This is a genomic window from Paenibacillus sp. OAE614 (genome assembly GCF_040546645.1).
GTDB classification, from domain to species: Bacteria; Bacillota; Bacilli; order Paenibacillales; family Paenibacillaceae; genus Paenibacillus_AQ; species Paenibacillus_AQ favisporus.
Genome location: NZ_JBEPOD010000001.1, coordinates 4,249,193 through 4,270,417, shown reverse-complemented (window position 1 = coordinate 4,270,417; position 21,225 = coordinate 4,249,193). Strand labels below are relative to the sequence as shown.

Here is a 21,225-nt window from a genome sequence, read left to right as displayed (position 1 = left end):
GGAAATGACTGCTTGCACGCGGAATGGGCAGCGACTATGATGGTATACAAATGAGATTTGCGGATCAAGCCGTTCGCGCCATGATCCAGGGGAGGAACCAATCATGCCTTTAACTGAACGTGCGGTGCTGCGAGCCGCTTTAATACAGGCCGATATTCAAATCGGCCAGCCGGAGGCGAACCGCCGCCATATGGAAGACCTGCTGGAACAGGCGGTGTCTGCGGAGCCGAAGCCGGAACTGCTGGTGCTGCCCGAAATGTGGAATACCGGTTACGCGCTGGAGCGGATCCAGGAGCTCGCGGATCCGGATGGCAGGGAGAGCCGGGAATGGTTATCGGCTTTTGCCAAGCGGCACGGGGTGACGATCGTTGGCGGCTCCATCGCGGAGAAGAAGGACGGCGGCATCTACAACACGATGTACGTTTTTAACGAACAAGGTGACACAACGGCCCAATATTCCAAGATTCACCTGTTCCGGCTGATGGACGAGGAGAAGCATCTTGAGGCTGGCGATGAAATCGTCAGCTTTGCATTGCGTGAGGGCTTTCAGGCCGGCGCTTCGATCTGCTACGACATCCGTTTTCCGGAGCTGGCCCGCACCCAGGCGCTGAACGGCGTAAAGGTGCTGATCGTGCCTGCTGAATGGCCGCATCCGCGCTTGCACCACTGGCGCACACTGCTGATGGCCCGGGCGATCGAGAACCAGATGTATGTCATCGCCTGCAACCGCGTCGGGGTGAGCGGAAGCACCGAGTTTTTCGGCCATTCGCTCATCATCGACCCCTGGGGCGAGATTGTGGCTGAGGGCGGCGAAGGCGAAGAGATCGTGACCGGCGAACTCGATCTTGGGCTGGTCGATGAAGTGAGGGGCCGGATTCCGGTGTTCGAGGACCGCCGCCCCGATATTTACCGTAAACCGTAACCTCAAACCTCAATTTTCAAACCGGAAACCGCACATGAAAAAAAGGTCCGGGCTCTCCGCCCGGGCCTTTACGCGTTTTTAGACCAGATCATTCAGCGTATCCTTGAACGTTTCGATAAAAGCCTCCGCCGCTTTGGACAAATACCGTCCGCGCCGGTATGCGACCACAAGCGTCCGGCTCGGCACCGGCTCGGCAAGGGGAAGGTATACCGGCACGAATTCGCTTCGCGGCGCCCGCGCGATAAACCGCGGCACCAGCGTGATGCCCATGCCCGTGGCGACGAGCGACTGGATCGTCTCCATGTTGTTGCTCTCAAAGACGACCTTGGGCTCGAAACCGGCCTGCTGGCACAGGTCAAAGGTTATTTTGCGGAAGCCCTGTCCCTTTTTGAGCACGATAAACGATTCCCCGCTCAGCTCATCGATCCGGACCGGAACCGGCTTCCCGGCTTTGGCTCTCGCAGCGAGCGGATGCGATTCTGGTACGGCGAGGTCGATCTTTTCTTCGCCGATCACCTCGTATGTCAGCGAAGGCTCCTGCAGCGGCAGGGAGAGCAGGCTGAGGTCCGACTTGCCTCCGGCCGTAAGTTTCTCCAGGTTCATAGAGGAGTCCTCCAGCAGGGTGATTTCGATGTCCGGGTACTGGCGTTTGAATGTGGGTAGCACATGCGGAAGCAAGTGTGCGCCTGTAATCGGCATGCTGCCGATGACCACCTTGCCGCTCTTCAGCTGGGAGATATCAGCCATTTCCTGGCGCAGCAGCTCCACGGCGTCTATAATTTTTTGGGCCTGCTCCATGAAGGAAGCCCCGGCATGCGTCAGTTCCACTGTGCTCGTATTGCGCTGGAACAGCAGCACCCCGAGCTCTTTCTCCAGCTTGGACAGCTGTTGGCTCAAGGAGGGCTGGGCGATATGCAGCTTCTCGGCGGCTCGGGAGAAATTTCGCTCTTGGGCGATTTGGAGTGCGTATTGCAGCTGTCTAAGTTCCATGAGACACCTTCCTTTGCTTTCTATAAAGTAGCGGATAAAACACGCTTTTCTTGATAGTTAAATCCTATTACTTTTATAGATATTATATCTTGGATCAATTAAGCTGCAAATGCTATATTTAGTGTAATTCAAGAGGCTGCCGGGCCGAATCGCCTTCTGTCCGGCGTCTCTTCCAAGGAACGAAACCATGAAGAGGTGACAGTGATGAGTAAAAGAACGATGTTTGAGAAAATCTGGGATAACCACGTGATTCATCAGGAAGAAGGCAAGCCGAGCATTTTGTACATCGATTTGCACCTCGTCCACGAGGTAACGTCCCCGCAAGCCTTCGAGGGCCTGCGCCTGAGCGGCCGCAAGGTACGCCGTCCGGAGCTGACGTTCGCAACGATGGACCATAACGTACCGACGAAGGACCGTTTTAACATTACAGACCCGATCTCCAAGCAGCAGATCGACACGCTGTCGCAGAACTGCCGCGACTTCGGCGTCACACTCTTTGATCTGGATACGATTGACCAAGGGGTCGTGCACGTTATGGGGCCGGAACTCGGTCTGACCCATCCGGGCAAAACGATCGTCTGCGGCGACAGCCACACTTCGACTCACGGCGCATTCGGCGCTCTGGCGTTCGGGATCGGCACAAGCGAAGTGGAACACGTGCTGGCTACCCAATGCTTGCAGCAGGCCAAAGCGAAGACGATGGAAGTACGCTTCGTCGGCAAACGCAATCCCGGCGTAACGGCGAAAGACATGATCCTCGGCGTCATTGCCAAGTACGGCACGGATTTTGCTACAGGTTATGTTATTGAGTACACGGGCGAAGCGATCCGCGAGCTGTCGATGGAAGAGCGAATGACCGTCTGCAACATGTCGATCGAAGGCGGTGCGAGAGCGGGCATGATCGCTCCGGATGAAACGACATTCGAATACTTGCGCGGACGCCAATACGTGCCGCAAGGCAGCGACTTTGACCAAGCGGTGGAGCAGTGGAAGCAGCTCGTCACCGACGAAGGCGCAGCATACGACCGCGTTGTGGAGTTTGACGTGGAAACCCTGATCCCGCAAGTGACCTGGGGAACGAGCCCGGGTATGGGTACGGACATTACGTCCCGCGTGCCGGTGCCGGCGGAACTGCCGACCGAAAACGAACGCAAAGCAGCTGAAAAAGCGATTGAATATATGGGCCTGACGCCGGGAACGCCGATGTCGGAAATCGAAATCGACTACGTGTTTATCGGTTCCTGCACCAACGGCCGGATCGAGGACCTGCGCGCTGCGGCCCAGGTAGCCAAGGGGCACAAGGTGTCCGACCGGGTAACGGCGATCGTCGTTCCGGGTTCGGGACGCGTTAAGATCCAGGCGGAGAAGGAAGGACTGGACAAAATTTTCACCGAAGCGGGCTTCGAATGGCGTGATGCCGGATGCAGCATGTGCCTGGCGATGAACCCGGACGTTCTCCAGCCGGGACAGCGCTGCGCATCGACGTCCAACCGGAACTTCGAAGGCCGTCAAGGCCGCGGCGGACGCACGCACCTCGTGTCTCCGGCAATGGCTGCAGCAGCAGCGATCAAGGGTCGGTTCACGGATGTCCGTGATTGGAACTTCAAAACGGAAGCGGTCAGCAGCTAAGGAGGAGAATAAACATGGAAGCTTTTACGAAATTAACAGGTCTCGTCGCTCCGGTGGACCGGGTGAACGTGGATACGGATGCCATCATTCCTAAACAATTTTTGAAGCGGATCGAACGCACAGGTTTCGGACAATTTCTGTTCTATGAATGGAGATTCGATGAGCAGGGCAACGACATCCCGCAGTTTTCGCTGAACCAGCCGCGCTATAAAGGCGCTTCGATTCTGATCTCCAGAGCGAACTTCGGCTGCGGTTCTTCCCGTGAGCATGCGCCATGGGCGATCATGGATTACGGGTTCAGATGCGTCATCGCGCCATCGTTCGCAGACATTTTCTACAACAACTGCTTTAAGAACGGCATTCTGCCGATTAAACTGTCGGAAGAGCAGGTGGAAGACCTGTTCCAGCGTACGGCAGCAAATGAAGGCTACGAGCTGAACGTTGACCTGGAAAACAAAACGATCACGGATGCCCAAGGTCTGCGTATCGATTTCGACCTGGATGAGCACCGCCGTCAGTTCCTGCTGCAAGGCCTGGACGATATCGGCCTGACCCTTCAGCATGAAGATGCCATCTCCGCCTATGAGCAAAAGCACGCGGATCGCTTGTTCGCGTAACTTATCCAGCCGGATGGGCACTGCCCTTCATTATAAGCTCCCATGCTCCGATAAGGAGTGTGGGGGCTTTTTTGCTGGGCGCTGGAGTATATCCGAGGAGCCGAAGGAGTTAAGGGAGGTCGATATTTGGATAAATCGGGAAACAAAACAGGTAAAAATTTGTAAAATCAAGCAGGAATATAAGATTAGCACACAGAAATTGTTACAGGTCAAATTCCGTTAATGTTTTTTTCATACATACATTCTGCGGCTTGTCACGAGCAGCAGCAAAAAATCAGTTTGTCAGAGGTGGAACATGAAGAAATTCGGCTTTTTACTGTTTTTATTGATGTTCGCCTTTATTGTCGGCGCCCAGGCGCCGTCGGTATCGGCGGCAAGCGGCACGGAGATCGTGCTGGACGGGAAACAACTGGACATGCCTGCGGACGCAGGGGTTGTCAACGTGAACGGGAGTATTATGGTTCCCTTCCGCGTGGTCGGTGAAAATCTTGGATTTGCCGTAGATTGGGAGCAGAAGTCGCAGAAGGTCACGATTCAGAAAGGCAGCACCAAGATGCTGCTTGTCGTGAAGCAGAAATCGGCAACCGTGAACGGCAAAAAGGTGAGCTTGGATCAGCCGCCGCTCCTGCAGAAGGGCAGCGTCGTTGTGCCGATCCGGTTCGTGAGCGAACAGATGGGTCTTGCGGTCAGTTGGGATGGCGTCAACAAAACTGTGTATCTGTCGACGGATGGATCGAATCCGTCGGGAGCCGATCCGGGAACAGGAGCAGGCAGTGGAGGCACGATACCGGTTCCTGATACGGGGAGCGGCAATTCGGAAGGCACCGCTCCGTCAGGCGGTTCTGAAGGATCCGGCGTGACCGGCCAGGAGGGGATTGCCGAGCTGACAGGCATCAGTTTTAGCGACAACCGCCTGATGATCGCTACCTCTGGTGATGGAAATGTGGTCCCGAAAGTGTTTACGATGAAAAATCCGGACCGCATCGTCGTGGATCTGCCGCAGACCCAATTCTCAGGAGCACTGGGCGAGACGCTCCCCTTGAGCGCCGACGCTCAAGGGAAGCTGGACGTCAGCGGGTATCCCGACGTTTCCGGGATCCGGTATTCGTTGTTCAGCAGCAGTCCGTCCACCGTTCGGATCGTGATTGATTTGAACTATGCCAAAAACTATGCCGCATACCCGGATCCGTCCGGAAACGGTATGTTTATCGTCGATTTGAATTTAGCTTCGGAGACGCCGTCGGTTCCGGTCGGGGGCAGCGGGAAGAAGGTCGTCGTGATCGACGCCGGGCACGGTGCCAAGGATCCCGGGACGATCGGCTATTCGAAAACGAAGGAGAAGGACTTCAACTTGGCGGTTGCCCTAAAGGTCGGACAGCTTCTCGGGAGCGAGCCGAATATCGATTTTGTTCTGACGAGAAGCGATGACACCTTCCTCGAGTTGAAGGACCGTGTTAAAATAGCCAACGATCTGAATGCCGACGTATTTGTATCCATCCATGCGAACAGCGCGGGCTCGTCTGCGGCGAGCGGCAGCGAAACCTATTATCAGCGTGATGCAAGCAAATCGCTGGCGAACGTGCTGCACAAGTATTTGGTTCAGGCTACCGGCCTGGCGGACCGGGGAGTGAAATACGGCAACTTCCACGTCATTCGGGAGACCAAAATGCCGGCTGTTCTCCTGGAGGTTGGTTATCTGAGCAATCCGAAGGATGAGGCAACCTTGTTCTCCGAAAACGTTCAGCAGTCCGTCGCACAGGGGATCGTGAACGGCATTAAGGAATATTTGGGATTATAGAATTCCGAACTTGGCTGAAAGGAGTGTTATGGTGAATAAAAAAATATGGTGCGCAGTTCTTCTGTCCGCCGTGATGATTGTGGGAGCAGGCTGCGGTCAGAAAGCGAAGACGGCTCCTCCTCCGCCAGCGAGCGCTTCCGAACCGAGCTCATTTCAAGCGGACGAGAGCACATCGCCGCCGGTTACGGAAGGTACTGCTCCGGATGACAGCACGGCAGGCAGCAATTCGGGCAATGACAGCAGTGGAGGGACCGGGGAAACCAAGGGTGAATCAACCGGTGAGGCTGCTAAGGATCAACCCAGCTTTCAGAAATTGACCATTGATGTATATTACACCGACCCGCAGGAAATGGAGCTGAAGAAAGCCCGGAAGGAGATCAGCTTCCAGGTTCCTCTTGAGAAATACGTTGAGGCGTTCAAAGCGCTTCAAGACAGCGGCAACCCCGACCTCGTTCCGCTGTGGGGTAAAATCGAATTGACCAAAATGTCGCTGGACAAGGATACGGGACTCCTGCATATGGATATTCATATCCCGGACGAAGCCCGGCTGGGGTCGGGCGGGGAACAATTTGCTCTCGACTCGCTCAAGCAAACGATGTTTCAATTCGATGAAATCAAAGCGATCGACATCCTCGTCGACGGCCAAGCCGTGGAGAGTCTGATGGGCCACATGGATCTCGACCATCCGATCAAGAGAGGCGAGTAGATCATCGTTTCAATCATAACGAACAAGCATGCCGATTCCTATTGGGAGTCGGCATGCTTTTTTTTGCGGAAACCATGCTTTTCAGCAGGGGTGTTTGAATCGATAATACATAAAATCCCGGTTTTGTCCATCCAAAGTCATAGTAAAACTTTTGCATATAGAGGAATATATTCGCAACTTTTCAAGGGGGCTTGCGTCTAATAAATGTCTGGTGATGTCGAAGATGCCGAAGCCGAAACGTCAAAAAGCAGTTGAAAAATTTGAGAATGGTAGGGGTGAATAATGAAGAAGTTTGGTTTTTTGTTTGCGTTTATATTTGTCTTCATTTTGGCGTTTCCTCATAATGGACAGGCTGCGGCAGGGAGCACAAAGATTTTTTTGAATGACAATGAGCTGAAGCTAACAGGTAATGCAGTGGTTGAAAATGTGAAGGGTAATACGATGATCCCATTTCGTGTGGTCGGAGAGAGTCTGGGATTTGATGTCGCATGGGAGCAGAAGACCGGCACGGTAACCATACAAAAGGACTCGACAGTCATAAAGCTTGTTGTTAATCAAAAGAATGCTACGGTTAACGGCAGTAAGGTTGCACTTAATATCGCGCCGATTCTGCGCACCGACACGGTCATCGTCCCGCTTCGCTTTGTGAGTGAGCAAATGGGACTGACCGTCAGCTGGGATAATGTGAAGAAAGTGGTATATTTAATTACCCCGGATTCGAATTCCGGAAACAGCGGAAATGCCGGCACCGGTGCAGGCAACGGCGGGACAACCGTACCCGGCAACGGCAGCGGCGATAACGACAGCAGCGTCGGGCTCGTCAATGGACTCAGCTTCAGCGACAACCGGCTGCTGATCGCAACCAGCGGGTCGGTTAAGGCCAGCAGTTTTAAAATGACCGGTCCCGATCGGGTCGTCATCGATCTGACGAACGCGAAATTTTCGGATCAATTCAGCGGTTCTTCTCCGCTGGACAGCAATTATAACGGCTCAATCAACGTCAGCGGCTATCCGGATGTATCCAAAGTCCGTTACTCGCTGTATAACGATAATCCTTCCACGGTACGCGTGGTCATTGATCTGAATTATGCAAAAAATTATAAGCTGACCAATGAAAACGGGATGTATATCATCGACTTGAACACATCAGACAGCGGCACTCCTTCCACTCCAGTTGGCGGAGGCGGCAAAAAAATCGTCGTCATTGATGCAGGCCATGGCGATCAGGATCCTGGCGCATCAGGCGTTTCCGGCAAAAAAGAAAAAGCGTTTAACTTGGCGGTTGCCCTTAAAGTAGGGGCTCTGCTCAAAAATGATCCTAACATCGATGTCGTTCTTACCCGCAGCGACGATACGTTCCTTGAACTGAGCGAACGGGTAAAGATCGCCAACGATTTGAAGGCGGATGTGTTTATTTCCATTCATGCGAACAGTGCAGGCTCCTCTGTGGCAACAGGAAGTGAAACCTATTATCAGCGGGATGCCAGCAAGGCGCTGGCCAACGTGATGCATAAGTACCTGGTACAAGCCACCGGGCTGAAGGACCGCGGCGTTCGCTACGGCAATTTCCACGTCATTCGCGAAACGAAGATGCCGGCCGTGCTGCTGGAAGTCGGTTATCTGAGCAACAAAAACGACGAGGCCGCCCTTTTCTCGGAAAGCTTCCAGCAGCGGGTTGCCAAAGGCATCGTCAGTGGTATTAAAGAGTATTTGGGTGTGAAATCATAATGAGTCGCAGGAACAAGGAGGCGGGAAGTCAATGAATAAAAAAGTTTGGTGTGCAGGGGTTCTGGCTCTGGCGTTGGTTGCTTTGGCAGGCTGCGGCCAGAAGCCGACCGCCGCACCAGATCAGCAGCAGGAGACGGCCTCCGATCAGCAGGTGACTGGCAGCGGCGGCGATACGGCAGCCGGAGAAACGGGAACCGAAGGCACCAACGGTGCCGTTACTTCCGACAGCGGGCAGGACCAAGGTTCAGACCAAGGTCAGGCCTCTTCCGGTTCGCAAGGGCAAGGACAGGGTCAAGAGGCGACTGGCCAGGGCCAATCCACGTCCACGCAAACGACGAATTCGAACCAAAAAAGCTTGAATATCGATGTCTATTATACAGATCCTGAGGAACTGGATTTGCACAAAGTCCAGAAGGAAATCAGCTTCAGCAGCGATGATGAAAAGTATAAGAAGGCGTTCGAAGCGCTGCAGGCCAGCGACAAATCGGACCTCGTTCCTCTCTGGGGCAAGGTGGAACTTAAATCGCTGAGCATGAAGGACGGTCAGCTTACCATCGACATTCATCTGCCGGATGAGGCCCGTCTTGGTGCAGGGGGAGAGCAGTTCGCCCTGGACGCGCTCGACAACACGCTGTTCCAGTTTGACGAAGTGAAGTCGATCGAGCTGCTGGTTGACGGCGCCAAGGTGGAAAGCCTGATGGGGCATGTCGATTTGGAGCATCCGATGACAAGACACTGATTTTTTTGGGGAAATTCAGGAAATATAGCAGGAGCTCGGCTCCTGGATGTCGAATTATATACAGCTAGAGCATGGCTGATAGTATCGAACTAAAGTTGGAGCGCCGCGCATCCTTTGTGGGAGCTATGATTCCCGGGGAACGGGCGCCTCCGCTTTAGTTCTTTCTATTTATTTCAGAGAGGGGCACTATCATGGTTCAGAAACGCAGCAATCATTCCTTACCTTCTAAAAAAGTCGTCTCCGCCGTCCTGGTCGGTATGATGGCATTAAGCTCGGGCACAGCCGTATTCGCGGATACCCCGGCGACGACCGGAGCAAGTGTAACCGCAGCTTCCGTCGGTCAGTTCAGTGACGTCAAGAGCGGATTCTGGGCTGAGAAGCATATATACAAGCTTGCTGCCCAAGGCATCATCCTCGGCGATAAAGGGCTGTTCCGTCCAAACGATTATGTGACCCAGCAGGAAGCCGTTACGATGGCGATCCGTTTTGCCGGGCTTCAGAACAAGCTGAGCACGGACACGGCCGTTGCGCTGCCGGAGAATGTAGTCGTAAATAATTATTTCAAGCCATACGTTGCACTCGCTTTCCAGCAAAGCCTGCTGAACAAGGCGTCCGAAAGCGCGGCTACCGGTCAAAAGGGAACCTGGGGCGAGCGGAAGGCGAGCCGGGAGTGGATCACCGAAGTGCTGGTCCGCGCTCTGGGCAAGGAAAGCCAAGCTTCCGCCGCAGCCTCGAAGGCCACGACGTTTGCCGATAACGGCAAGATTTCCGCTTCAAAACGCGGCTTTGTGAACGTTGCGCTGGAGCTGGGCTTGACGAACGGTGTGGATGGTAACCGCTTTGATCCGCAAGGTTCGGTTACGCGCGCCCAGCTGGCGACCTTTTTCAGCCGGGCCGAAGCCTACAACAACATTAAGTACGACAACTCCGCCGAAGGCATCATCACCGGGCTGAGCGATAATAAGCTTGATTTGTATGTAGACGGCTCTGTGAAGAGCTACGCCATTGATGCGACAACCGGATATTTTACAAAGGATTCGGAAACGAAGATTGCCTTTACGGAACTGAAGCCGTACACCAAAGTGATGGTCATCGGCAGCGGGACGAAGGCAGGGTATGTGGAAGTGACGGATCCAACCGTTCAGCTGGAAAGTACGGAAGGAACGTTCCAGAAGCTGTCTCCGGGGAACATTCTCTGGATCGAAACGAACAGCACATTCCAGCAGTTTACATATGATGCGGGCACGACGTTCCTGGATCAGAACGGTGCGAAGATCGATCCTTCCGCCATCGCGGTCGGCAGCAAGGTATCGGTATCTCGTGAAACGTTCAGCTCCGCGAAGAAAACGGTCATCGTTCAAGTAAAATCGGGGATCGTGAACAAGACGGGCACCGGAACGCTGCAGAGCATCGATACGGCCACCAAGTCGCTCGTCATCAAAAATGACGCGGGCAATCTAGAGAGCTACACTTGGGATGCCAACTCGTTCTTCAGTTACCAGAATGAGATTTTGTCTCCGTCCGAACTGAAAGCGGGTTCGACCATTAATTACACGATCAAGAACAACATGATTCAATCCATTGAATTAAAGCAGGGAGTGGAGCGTACGATCCGCGGATCCTTGTATGAAGTTGGAGCAAACGGCTCGACCATCACCTACAAGCGGGATGGCGGAGCACTTGAAGTGAAGCTTCTTGCCAGCAAGCCGGAAATCGTCATCAGCGGCATCAGCGCACCGCTTCTTAGCGATCTGATCGCGGATTCCACCGCTGGCGACCAGGTACAAATTACGTTGAATCCTGACGAGCAGGTAACCAAAATTGAAGTGCTGAACCGCCAGATGGAGCAAAAACGCGGAGCCTCGGTCGTATCCTATGAACCGAAGACAAAGCTGCTCACGCTGATGGACGCCAACAAAAAACCGTTCGTTGTGACGCTTGACGATAAAACCAAGCTGGTGTACAACACGGCCAATCCGACACTGTCCGGCATCGAATCGCTGCTGACGACCGGCCGTAAAGTGAACGTCAGCTATCTGACGAACCGGGCGCTGTCGCTTGAGGTCATCTACCAGTACGACGGCAAGGTAACCGCGATCGATACGGCTGCCAAGAAGATAACTGTGGTAACCCCTGGCGGTGAAACACTCGTGCTGCCATACAGTAATCCGGCCGTACAGGCATACGGCAAGAGCAACGCGTCGATGTCCGACGTGAAGATCGGCAGTGATGTCGCCCTCGTGCTGAATGCGACGCAGGATGCCATTTCGTCTATTCTATTGAAATCGACGGTTCAATTTGAAGTCGTGGACATGAACTATTCCAGCAGCCGAATTACGGTGAAGAAGGATGGCGTGACGAGCCAGTTCTATCTGGACAAAGCCGCACTGACAGGAGATAACGGACAGGCTGTGGAGCTGGCGGATATTCGTGCCGGACAGATCCTCAACGTGACGTTTAACGGAACAAACGCGGCTGCCGCACAAATCGTTAAGCTGACGACGGGCCAAATCACGGCGGTGGATTCTTCAGCGGCATCGCCAAGCATTACGGTGAAGGATTATGCCGGGACGACGGAAACGTTCAAGCTGGGAACCGGATCGAAAATCGTCAATGACGCCGGCAGCTCTCTGAGCCTGGGGAACCTGGCTGCGGGCAACCGCGTCGAAGTCCGCAAGGACGAAAGCGGCAATGCCGTGGTCAAGGTGCTGAACGTAACGACCCAAACCTACTGGAAATATGACAGTTATGCGAAGGAAATATATGTGAAACGGCAAAATGTCAATGATGCCAACCTATACACGCTTTCGCCTGGCGCATATATTCACCAAGGTGACACGATATTGACCGTGCAATCCCTGAAAGAAAATGATACTATTGTATTGTATTTAAACAATGGAACGATTGTAGAAATACAGAAACAATAGTATGCTTTGGGAATGGTCATAAGATACACCGTCTTGATGCGGGGTTCTTACCCGCGTCAGGACGTTTTTTTTTGCAGGAGGTACTTCGCATGAAGGCTGAAACCGTTCGCTATATTTTGGACACGATCGGAGCGATGTTCCCTGACGCGCATTGTGAATTAAACCACAGCAATGCGTTCGAGCTGACGATCGCGGTTCTGTTGTCCGCCCAGTGTACGGACGAAACGGTAAACAAGGTAACCAAGGATCTTTTTCAAAAGTATAAAACGCCTGAGGATTATGTTTCGGTTCCCTTGGAGGAGCTCGAACAGGATATCCGCCGAATCGGCCTGTACCGTAACAAAGCAAAGCACATCCACAACCTGTGCCGCATTCTGATCGAACAGTACGGCGGAGAGGTTCCACGAGAGCATGACAAGCTGGTACAGCTTCCCGGCGTAGGACGCAAGACGGCCAATGTGGTGGTGTCGAATGCTTTTGACGTTCCGGCGATTGCGGTGGATACGCACGTCGAGCGGGTATCCAAGCGGCTTGCCTTGGCGGGCTGGAAGGATTCAGTGCTCGAAGTGGAGAAAAAGCTGATGAAGCGGGTTCCCAAGGATGAGTGGACGATCACGCACCACAGGCTCATCTTCTTCGGCCGGTATCACTGCAAGGCACAGAATCCGAAATGTCAGGTATGTCCGCTGCTCGATGTGTGCCGTGAAGGAAAAAAACGTATGAAGACGTCCCAAATCAGAAAAGATAAGGAACATACAGGATAGGAAGAACAAAGATGGAGAAGGATGGGATTTAGATGAAATGCATTTCGGTGTACACAGACAATTTTGAAATGTTTTCCGATATTTTTGACGCGGTTGTGGAAAGCAAACTGAGCGAAAACGAAGAGAAGGAAGTCGAAGGAATCACGGTGAGCCATTCGGGCGACGTGCCTGAGCATTACCTGGACCGGATGTCCGTTAAGCCTGAAGTCGTTGTCATGAAGGACAAGTCCCGTGGCTTGACGATTTTGCAGCACGGCAAAGTTTTTGAAATTTTGATTCCGGAACTGGAAAGCGCGTCGATTTAACGGCCTGTATATGCAGCGTAAGGCCCAGGATAAAACCGAATGGTATTCGGTTTTATTTTTTTTGTCCGGCAAAATGATTTCCAACCCATCGGTGGAATGTTAAAATAAAACTATTTGAATGGGTTTTCCGGCAAAAAGCGTCATGAGCCGCCTCATTCGGTCAATTGACACAAGGGAGAGTAGTCAGCATGTCGTTCACTGTCCAAACTACAGCTAGCCAAGGATCTATTGCGCTGCAGCCTCTGAAAGAGCAGCTTGCCGCTTGGGGCGATGCGAGATCGGCGAGTCTCATAGACGATTTAATACATAAAGCAGACGCCGGGGAAATGACCATCGCCTTTTGCGGCCATTTCTCGGCGGGAAAATCCAGCCTGATCAATTCCTTATGCGGACGAAAGGTGCTTCCATCCGGTCCGGTTCCGACCAGCGCCAACGTCGTCTCCATCCGCAATGGCGAGCCGCGCGCCCTGATCTATCCGGCCGCAGGCGCAGGGGATGTAGCCCCGAGAGAGACCGTGGACCCGCTTCAAGTCTCGCTTAAGGAACTGTACGAGTACTGCACCAACGGTGGTGACTATTCATCGGTGGAAGTGTGGGATGATGTTCCCCTGCTTGGGAAGCACGGCGTATTCATGGATACACCCGGGGTGGATTCGACGGATGACGGCCATCAAAAAGCGACCCACTCCGCGCTTCATTTGGCGGATGTCGTTCTGTATGTGATGGATTATAACCATGTCCAGTCCGAAAACAATTTGGTGTTTGCCAAGAGCCTGTCGGATTGGGGCAAACCGCTGTACCTGATCGTCAACCAAATCGATAAGCACCGGGAGCGGGAGCTATCCTTTGATACCTACCGCCAGGAAGTGGAGGCGGCTTTCAAGCGGTGGCAGGTGCATTACGAGAATTTGCTGTTTATCTCGCTGAAGAATCCGGAGCATCCGTATAACCAGCGGGCTCAGCTGGATGGCCTGGTGCAGGAGCTGATCGCCCAGCGGGGACCGCTATTGTCTTACAGCATCGACTGTTCCGCGCGTCATATCGCCGAGCAGCATACGGCGCAGTTCGCCGACTCGCTGCAGGAGGACATGGAGCAGCTGCTGCAGGAGATGGGAGGCGCCGAGAAGGCGGCGGAACTGGAACGGGAGATGGGCGCCCTCAGGGAGGAGATCGACCGGTTTGAGAATATCCGGCAGCTGGAGCGTGAAGCGGTTCGCCGTGAGGTGGAAGGACTCCTCGAGAATGCCAACCTGACGCCGGCCGATCTGCGGGACCGGGCACAGCTGTTTCTCGAAAGCCGCAAACCGGGCTTCAAGAAAGGCTTTCTGTTCTCCGGGGCGAAGACGGAGCAGGAGAAGCAGGAGCGCTTGGACGGTTTTCTGTCTTCGCTGCGCGAGCAGTGCGCCTCCCAGATCGGGTGGCATCTTCAGGAGCTGCTGCGCCGCTGGGGACAGTCCCACCGGATTTGGAACGAGGAACGCGATAAGCAGCTTGCCGATCGGATGCCGGTCATCGGGCCGGAACTGCTGGAGGGCACGGTGGAGCCGGGAGCGGTGCTGTCCGGCGAATACCTGCTGAATTACTGCCGCAAGCTGTCGGCAGAAATCAAGGCGCTGTACCGCCGCGCTGCGCTGGACGCGGCGGAAGAGATGCTGGCGGATGTCGAGGCATCCGCCGCGCCCGCCAAGCAGCGCGCACAGCAGGAGCTGGCCGCGCTGCAGGAGCAGTCCGCCGCGATGGCCCGCTACACGGAGCTGGCAGCGGCCATCGCGGCGCGCAAGGATGCGGCGGCGCGCCTGCTGCCGCCGCACCAGGCGCTCACCCCCGGCACCCTGCCGCGGGTGAGCGCCCCAACCCGGCCGGCTGCGCAGCCGGCCGGGGAAGACGCGGGCGCGCCGCTGGCGGCGCCCGCTGTGAAGCCCGCCCCGCATGGCGGGGCGGGGCCGCAGGGCGGCGCGGCCAAGGGCCGCCGCCAGCGGCTTGACGCGGCCGCGGCGCAGCTGCGCGAAGCGGCTGCGCTGCTGGGGCGCCATCCCGCGCTGGCTTCAGCCGCGCGGGGGCTGGAGGGCCGAGCCGAGGCGCTGGCCGGCGGCTCGTTCACGATGGCACTGTTCGGCGCGTTCAGTGCCGGCAAGTCTTCGTTCGCCAACGCTCTGCTCGGCGACAGCGTGCTGCCGGTCTCGCCGCATCCGACGACAGCGGCGATCAACCGCATCCTGGCGCCTGAGGGCGAGTATGCGCACGGGACGGCCAGGGTGCAAATGAAGTCGGCCGAGGCTTTCCAGGACGATTTGGCGTATTCCTTCTCGATCCTCCAGCTCGGTAAGCCGGAAGGCGACGGGTGGCTCGAGGCGGTACGCTCGATGAAGCCGGAAGGCGTGCATCCGGCCGGCCTGCCGCATTACGGATTTCTCAAGGCGGCCGCCGCGGGCTGGGAACTGGCGAAACCGCTGCTGGGCAGCGTTCAGACCGTTGATATGACGGAGTACCGCTCTTTTGTAGCCGATGAGACCAAATCTTGCTTTGTCGACCGGATTGATCTTTATTACAGTTCTCCGCTGACGGAGCAGGGAATCGTGCTCGTGGATACGCCGGGGGCCGACTCATTGCACGCCCGCCATACCGGCGTGACGTTCCAATATATGAAGCAGGCGGACGCCATCGTTTTTGTAACGTATTATAATCACGCGTTTTCAAAGGGTGACAGGCAGTTCCTGACCCAGCTCGGCCGGGTGAAGGACAGCTTTGCCCTCGATAAAATGTTTTTCATCGTCAACGCGGCCGATCTGGCTGCTTCCCAAGAAGAGCTGGAGCAGGTCGTCAAGCATGTGGACGGCAACCTGAAAGCCCGGGGCATCCGGCTGCCGCATATTTACCCCCTCTCCAGCATGACCGCGCTCGAGGCGAAGCTGGGCGGAGATGAAGCCATGCTGGCTCAATCGGGACTCGGCGCATTTGAGGATGCGCTCGGAGTCTTCGCCGGGGAAGAGCTGCCCAAGCTGTCCCTCCAAGCCGCCGCATCCGACGTGTCGGCTGCACGGAAAAGGGCGGAGGAATGGGCGCGTCTGTCCCGGCAGGATGCAGGAAGCAGGCAGCGGCGTAAGCAGGAGCTGGTCCGGACAGCCGAGCAGGCCAAGGGGCTTGTCGGGCAGTTTGCCACAATGCAGCAGGGGAATCTGATTGCACAGGAAACGAAAGAGCTGCTGTTCCACGTCAGACAGCGGATCGGTTTCGGAATGGGTGACTTTTTTAACGAAACGTTTCATCCTTCCGTTCTGCGTGAGGATGCGGGTCAGCTGAAGCGGGTGTTTGCCGGGTGCGGAAGCGAGCTGGAACGGACGCTTGTCCGTGAGCTGGAACAGGAGCTGCTGGCCACGACGCTTCGATTGGAGAACAAAGGCAAACAAATCGTGCATGCGGCCGCCGTACAGACGACAGAGGATATATCCGCATTGGATGCCGGTTTGGTTCTGAATCCGCCGGAGGAAAAGGAGTGGGAAACGCCGGAGCTTAAGGAAGTTCAGCTGGAAGGCATCGTCGACTGGAACGCGGCCTGGGGTTATTTTAAATCGCCGAAGGCTTTCTTTGAAGGCGGAGGACGCGAAAAAATGCGTGCGGCTGTAGAAGAACAGATCAAGGAAGCGCTGAGCCGCGAAGTATCGGCTCAGGAAGGGCTGCTGTCTGATTTTTACGCGCAGCGGATGGGGGATGCCCAGCATAGGCAGGCCGGCGCCCTGCAGGAGCAGCTGAAGGAAACGGTCGATGCGCTGACCGCCTCGCTGGAACAGGGCGAACGGCCGGAGACGTGGGATACGCTCGCAGCCGAACTGCTTCATATTGAACAGCGAATGACATCTTAGAAAACTGCACGGAGCGAGACACCGATTCGCATTTGGCGATAGCCGTTTCGAAGGCCGAGATCGTCGGTCCGATGGCCACAGCGCAGTTGAAAAAGGCCGGTCATCATCGGAAACCCCATGCAAAACAGGAATGAATGACGTTAGCTAAATAAACCACCACCGGCAAAGCCGGTAATTTGAAAGCCAACGCCCCTGTTATAGGGGCTTTTTTTTGTTTCGATATGTTGGGCGGGCAAGTCCAGGTTTTGAGCGGTCCACTGACCTCTTGGGGGTACGTTTCGGAGACCGAAAAATGGAAGCTTTCCCCCAAGTCAGGAAGCGCTTTTACAGCACCACCCGGCTTTTTATCGGGAAGCGCAGAGATTGAGAGGATTTGGCATGATTTGATAAGTAAACCCGGATTATATCCAGTTAATGCCGAACCATTGACAAAGCGGCGAAAATATGCGCTGTTATCCTCTTTGCCGCCTCTTGGAGACGGTGTTAAACTTCATAAATGTTCACAACTTACGCGAATGATTTTCAAGCATTCACATGACTCGAAGGAGGAGAACCATGAATGTTCTCAGGCAAATGCAGGGCTTTTTTTGGGCGAAGCGCAGTTTTCTTTATTTATCTATACTCTGCCTCGCCATAGCTACTGCGCTGGGGCTTGTTACCCCGAATTTGCTCCGGAAGCTGATCGACGAAGCGATCGTTCCGCAGCATTTTGAGCTCGTTCCCGCTCTGGCGCTCACCGTCATCGGTGTCGTCACCCTCAAAGCCGTCATGCAGTTTTTAAGCGGCATGCTCGGCGGAAGACTGGGGAACTATCTGGCATACCGTTTGCGTAACGGCTGCTACGAGAAGCTGCAAGTCTTGTCTTTCCGCTATTACGACACGGCCAGAACCGGCGACCTGATGTCCCGTCTGACCGGGGATCTCGAAGCGATCCGGCAATTTATCGCTTTCGGTATCCCGCAAATTTTGAACACGATCCTGATGGTTGTGTTCGGAGCGGTCATGATGCTGTCGATCAGCTGGCAGCTGACGCTCGCTACCATGATTAGCATCCCGTTCCTGGTGTTTGTCGCCCTGAAGTTCGAAGGCAAGATCCACCCGGCGTTCCAGGAAATGCGCCTGGCACTGAGTGCGCTGACGACTTCGGTACAAGAGAACATTACAGGTGTTCGTACGGTCAAATCATTTGCGCGTGAGCCTCACGAAGTCGACAAGTTTTCCGTGCGTAACGAACGCTACAAAAACAACCAGATCTTCGCTTCGGGTTTGTGGAGCCGCTACTTTCCGGTCATGGAGCTTCTCGCGTCCATCTGCGTCGTGCTGCTCCTCGGTGTCGGAGGCACGCTGGTCATCCACCAATTGCTGTCGCTGGGCGAGCTCGTTGCCTTCTTCAGCTTGATCTGGTACATTATCGGACCGATGTGGAATATCGGTTATCTCATTAACAACTACACGCAGTCGGAAGCTTCGGGGGAGCGGGTGCTCGAGCTCCTGAACCAGCCGATTGACGTCAAGGATAAAGACAATGCCGTCGCTCTGTCTTCCGACGAAGTGAAAGGGCATGTCACTTTTGAACATGTTACCTTTGCTTATGGCAATAAGCTGGCCGCTATCCAGGACATTAATTTGGATGCGCCTCCAGGATCGGTCATCGGCCTGCTCGGCGGAACCGGATCAGGGAAATCGACGGTCATCCAGCTGCTGATGCATGCGTATAACGTCAACAGCGGCAGCATCAAGCTGGACGGCAAGAACATCAATGACATTCAAGTCCGGAGCCTGCGCAGCCAAATCGCGTCGGTGTTCCAGGAGACGTTCCTGTTCTCGTCCAGTATCCGTAATAACATCGCGTACGGCCTGAAGGACGTAACGATGGACGAGATCATCCGGGCCGCCAAGCTGGCCAAAGCCCACGATTTCATTATGGAAATGCCGGACGGTTACGATACGGTGGTCGGCGAACGGGGCATGGGCCTCTCCGGTGGGCAGAAGCAGCGGATCGCGATTGCGCGCGCGCTGCTGAAGAATCCGAAGATCCTCATCCTCGATGACGCGACGAGCGCCGTCGACATGGAAACCGAGCATGAAATCCAGTCGGGCTTCCAGGAAGTTATGAAGGGACGGACGACGTTCATCATCGCCCACCGGATCTCTTCCCTGCGGCATGCCGACGAGATTCTCGTGCTGAACGAGGGCAAAATCGTGCAGCGCGGCAAGCATGAAGATTTAATCACGGTGCCTGGCCCTTACCAGGATGTATACCATATTCAATATGCAGACCACATTGCCCGGATGAATGGGAATGCAGGAGAGCAGGTGAGCTCATGAATCCCGCAGCGGAAACGAATAAACAGCGGCCGGGAGCCGCAAATAAGAACAACCCGAAGGGGAAGACGCCAGGTGTAACCGGCGAACGCTTCGTATATCAGGATGACGAAGTCATCGAAAAGCCGTTTAACTGGTCCCAGCTGACCCGGCTGTTTGCTTATATGAAGCCTTATGCCAAGCAAATGCTGCCGCTCGTCCTGCTGATGATGGTCCTCGGAACGATTACGAAACTGACCGTTCCGTTCCTGACCAGTCAGGCGATCGACAAGGCAATCGCGCCGAAAGACGGTAATACGAACCTGACGCTCTTGTACCTGCTTACGGCAGGGGCACTTGTTCTTTACATTATTCAGTGGATCGCGAGTACGTACCGCATCCGCCTGACCAACATAATCGGACAGCGCGTCATCTACGACCTGCGTTCGCATTTGTTCCAGCACATCCAGAAGCTGTCCTTCAACTTCTTTGACAAGCGGCCCGCAGGTTCCGTGCTCGTGCGTATCACCAACGACGTCAACTCCCTGCAGGAGCTGTTCACCAACGGCGTCGTCAACCTGATGATCGACTGTGTCCAGCTGGTCGGGATTGTGGTCATTTTGATGCTGATCAACTGGAAGCTCGGGCTTGCGGTTGTTCTGACCGTGCCGATCATGTTTTTCATCTCCACGAAGCTGCGGGTCAAGATCCGCCGCGCCTGGCAGGAAGTACGCATGAAGAACTCCCGGATCAACTCGCATTTGAACGAATCGATCCAGGGGATCCGCGTTACGCAGGCTTACACGCAGGAGCAGGAGAACATCAAGTTTTTCGACAAAATGAACATGGACAGCAAAAAGTCGTGGGACCGTGCGTCCACGCTGAACCAAGGGTTCGGCCCGCTGATCGAAATCACAGGAGGCATCGGCACCTTGATCCTGTTCTGGTTCGGGGCTTACCTGATACAGGAGGGCCAGCTGACCGTTGGTCTCCTGGTCGCCTTCTCCAGCTATGTCGGCAACTTCTGGGAGCCGATCAACCGGCTCGGCCAAATGTATAATCAGCTGCTGGTGGCGATGGCTTCCTCGGAGCGGATCTTCGAATTTATCGATGAGAAGCCGCATATCGACGACAAGCCGAATGCCCGGCCGATGCCGAAAATTCACGGCGACATCAAGCTGGAGAATGTTGTGTTCGAATACGAGAAGGGCCGGCCGGCACTCAAGGGTATCAACCTCGACGTCAAGGCGGGTCAAACAATCGCCCTCGTCGGGCATACCGGTTCAGGAAAAAGTACAATCATTAATTTGCTCAGCCGGTTCTATGATATAACAGGGGGCAAAATTACGATTGACGGTCTGGACATCCGGGACGTGAAGCTGGATACGCTCCGCAGCCAAATCGGAATCGTGCTGCAGGACACGTTCATTTTCTCGGGAACGATCCGCGATAACATTCGCTTTGGCCGGTTGGACGCGACCGACGAGGAGATCGAGGAAGTAGCCAAGGCCGTCGACGCTCATGAATTTATTATGAAGCTGCCGAGCGGTTACGATACGGAGGTCGAGGAGCGTGGGAACATGCTCTCCATGGGGCAGCGGCAGCTGCTGTCCTTCGCCCGGGCGCTTCTGGCCGATCCGCGCATTCTCATTCTTGATGAGGCGACGGCAAGCATCGATACGGAGACCGAGCTGAAAATTCAGGAAGCGCTGAAGGTGCTCCTGAAAGGACGTACTTCCTTTATCGTTGCGCACCGTTTGTCGACGATCCGCCACGCGGACAAAATCGTCGTACTGGATCACGGCGAGATCAAGGAGGAAGGCAATCACCAGGAACTGATGCAGAAGCAGGGAACGTACCATGGTCTGATCGAAGCGCAGTTCCGGTTTGTCTGAGGATGATATAATATATAAGTTGACCTAAAGAAGTCGATGCC

General features: G+C 54.9%; 14 protein-coding genes. 13 read left to right on the top strand and 1 reads right to left on the bottom strand.

The genetic code is table 11. From position 1 onward, the window contains the following. Window positions 1-103 precede the first annotated feature (103 nt). Entirely contained in the window at window positions 104-922 is an 819-nt protein-coding gene (locus ABIE48_RS19530; protein WP_192715588.1) for a carbon-nitrogen family hydrolase, read from the top strand. Window positions 923-1,000: 78 nt separating this feature from the next. Here ABIE48_RS19530 and ABIE48_RS19525 read toward each other — a convergent pair whose 3' ends face one another. Next, window positions 1,001-1,912 (bottom strand): LysR family transcriptional regulator, encoded by a 912-nt coding sequence (locus tag ABIE48_RS19525; RefSeq protein ID WP_076170924.1) that lies wholly within the window; start codon window positions 1,910-1,912, stop codon window positions 1,001-1,003. 204 nt (window positions 1,913-2,116) lie between these two features. On the opposite strand from ABIE48_RS19525, the gene leuC reads away from it, so the two are divergent. From leuC to ABIE48_RS19465, 12 genes are all read left to right on the top strand, one after another. Continuing rightward, a complete protein-coding gene (gene leuC / locus ABIE48_RS19520) occupies window positions 2,117-3,541 on the top strand; it encodes a 3-isopropylmalate dehydratase large subunit (RefSeq protein ID WP_116229744.1) in 1,425 nt (474 codons plus the stop codon). Window positions 3,542-3,555: 14 nt separating this feature from the next. Continuing rightward, window positions 3,556-4,158: a 3-isopropylmalate dehydratase small subunit gene (gene leuD, locus ABIE48_RS19515; protein WP_105442141.1), complete on the top strand. Its 603-nt coding sequence runs from the start codon at window positions 3,556-3,558 to the stop codon at window positions 4,156-4,158. Window positions 4,159-4,453: 295 nt separating this feature from the next. Beyond that, entirely contained in the window at window positions 4,454-5,956 is a 1,503-nt protein-coding gene (locus ABIE48_RS19510; RefSeq protein WP_192715587.1) for an N-acetylmuramoyl-L-alanine amidase family protein, read from the top strand. A 31-nt stretch (window positions 5,957-5,987) separates the two neighbouring features. Further along, window positions 5,988-6,662 carry a GerMN domain-containing protein gene (locus ABIE48_RS19505; protein ID WP_192715586.1) on the top strand — a complete coding sequence of 225 codons (675 nt, stop codon included), beginning with the start codon at window positions 5,988-5,990 and terminating at the stop codon, window positions 6,660-6,662. 282 nt (window positions 6,663-6,944) lie between these two features. Next, window positions 6,945-8,390, top strand: a complete 1,446-nt coding sequence (locus tag ABIE48_RS19500) for an N-acetylmuramoyl-L-alanine amidase family protein (protein WP_192715585.1) — start codon at window positions 6,945-6,947, stop codon at window positions 8,388-8,390. A 31-nt stretch (window positions 8,391-8,421) separates the two neighbouring features. Continuing rightward, on the top strand, window positions 8,422-9,129 hold the full coding sequence (locus tag ABIE48_RS19495) for a GerMN domain-containing protein (RefSeq protein ID WP_192715584.1): 708 nt from the start codon (window positions 8,422-8,424) through the stop codon (window positions 9,127-9,129). Window positions 9,130-9,320: 191 nt separating this feature from the next. Further along, on the top strand, window positions 9,321-12,056 hold the full coding sequence (locus ABIE48_RS19490) for an S-layer homology domain-containing protein (protein ID WP_192715583.1): 2,736 nt from the start codon (window positions 9,321-9,323) through the stop codon (window positions 12,054-12,056). Window positions 12,057-12,145: 89 nt separating this feature from the next. After that, on the top strand, window positions 12,146-12,820 hold the full coding sequence (gene nth / locus ABIE48_RS19485; protein ID WP_076170938.1) for an endonuclease III: 675 nt from the start codon (window positions 12,146-12,148) through the stop codon (window positions 12,818-12,820). 32 nt (window positions 12,821-12,852) lie between these two features. Beyond that, a complete protein-coding gene (locus ABIE48_RS19480; protein ID WP_076170940.1) occupies window positions 12,853-13,125 on the top strand; it encodes an NAD/NADP transhydrogenase alpha subunit in 273 nt (90 codons plus the stop codon). Window positions 13,126-13,313: 188 nt separating this feature from the next. Continuing rightward, a complete protein-coding gene (locus tag ABIE48_RS19475) occupies window positions 13,314-16,985 on the top strand; it encodes a dynamin family protein (protein WP_192715582.1) in 3,672 nt (1,223 codons plus the stop codon). A 555-nt stretch (window positions 16,986-17,540) separates the two neighbouring features. After that, window positions 17,541-19,313: an ABC transporter ATP-binding protein gene (locus ABIE48_RS19470; RefSeq protein WP_192715581.1), complete on the top strand. Its 1,773-nt coding sequence runs from the start codon at window positions 17,541-17,543 to the stop codon at window positions 19,311-19,313. Next, window positions 19,310-21,184, top strand: a complete 1,875-nt coding sequence (locus ABIE48_RS19465; RefSeq protein WP_145023996.1) for an ABC transporter ATP-binding protein — start codon at window positions 19,310-19,312, stop codon at window positions 21,182-21,184. Before ABIE48_RS19470 ends, ABIE48_RS19465 begins: the two co-directional genes overlap by 4 nt. The last annotated feature ends 41 nt before the right edge of the window (window positions 21,185-21,225 follow it).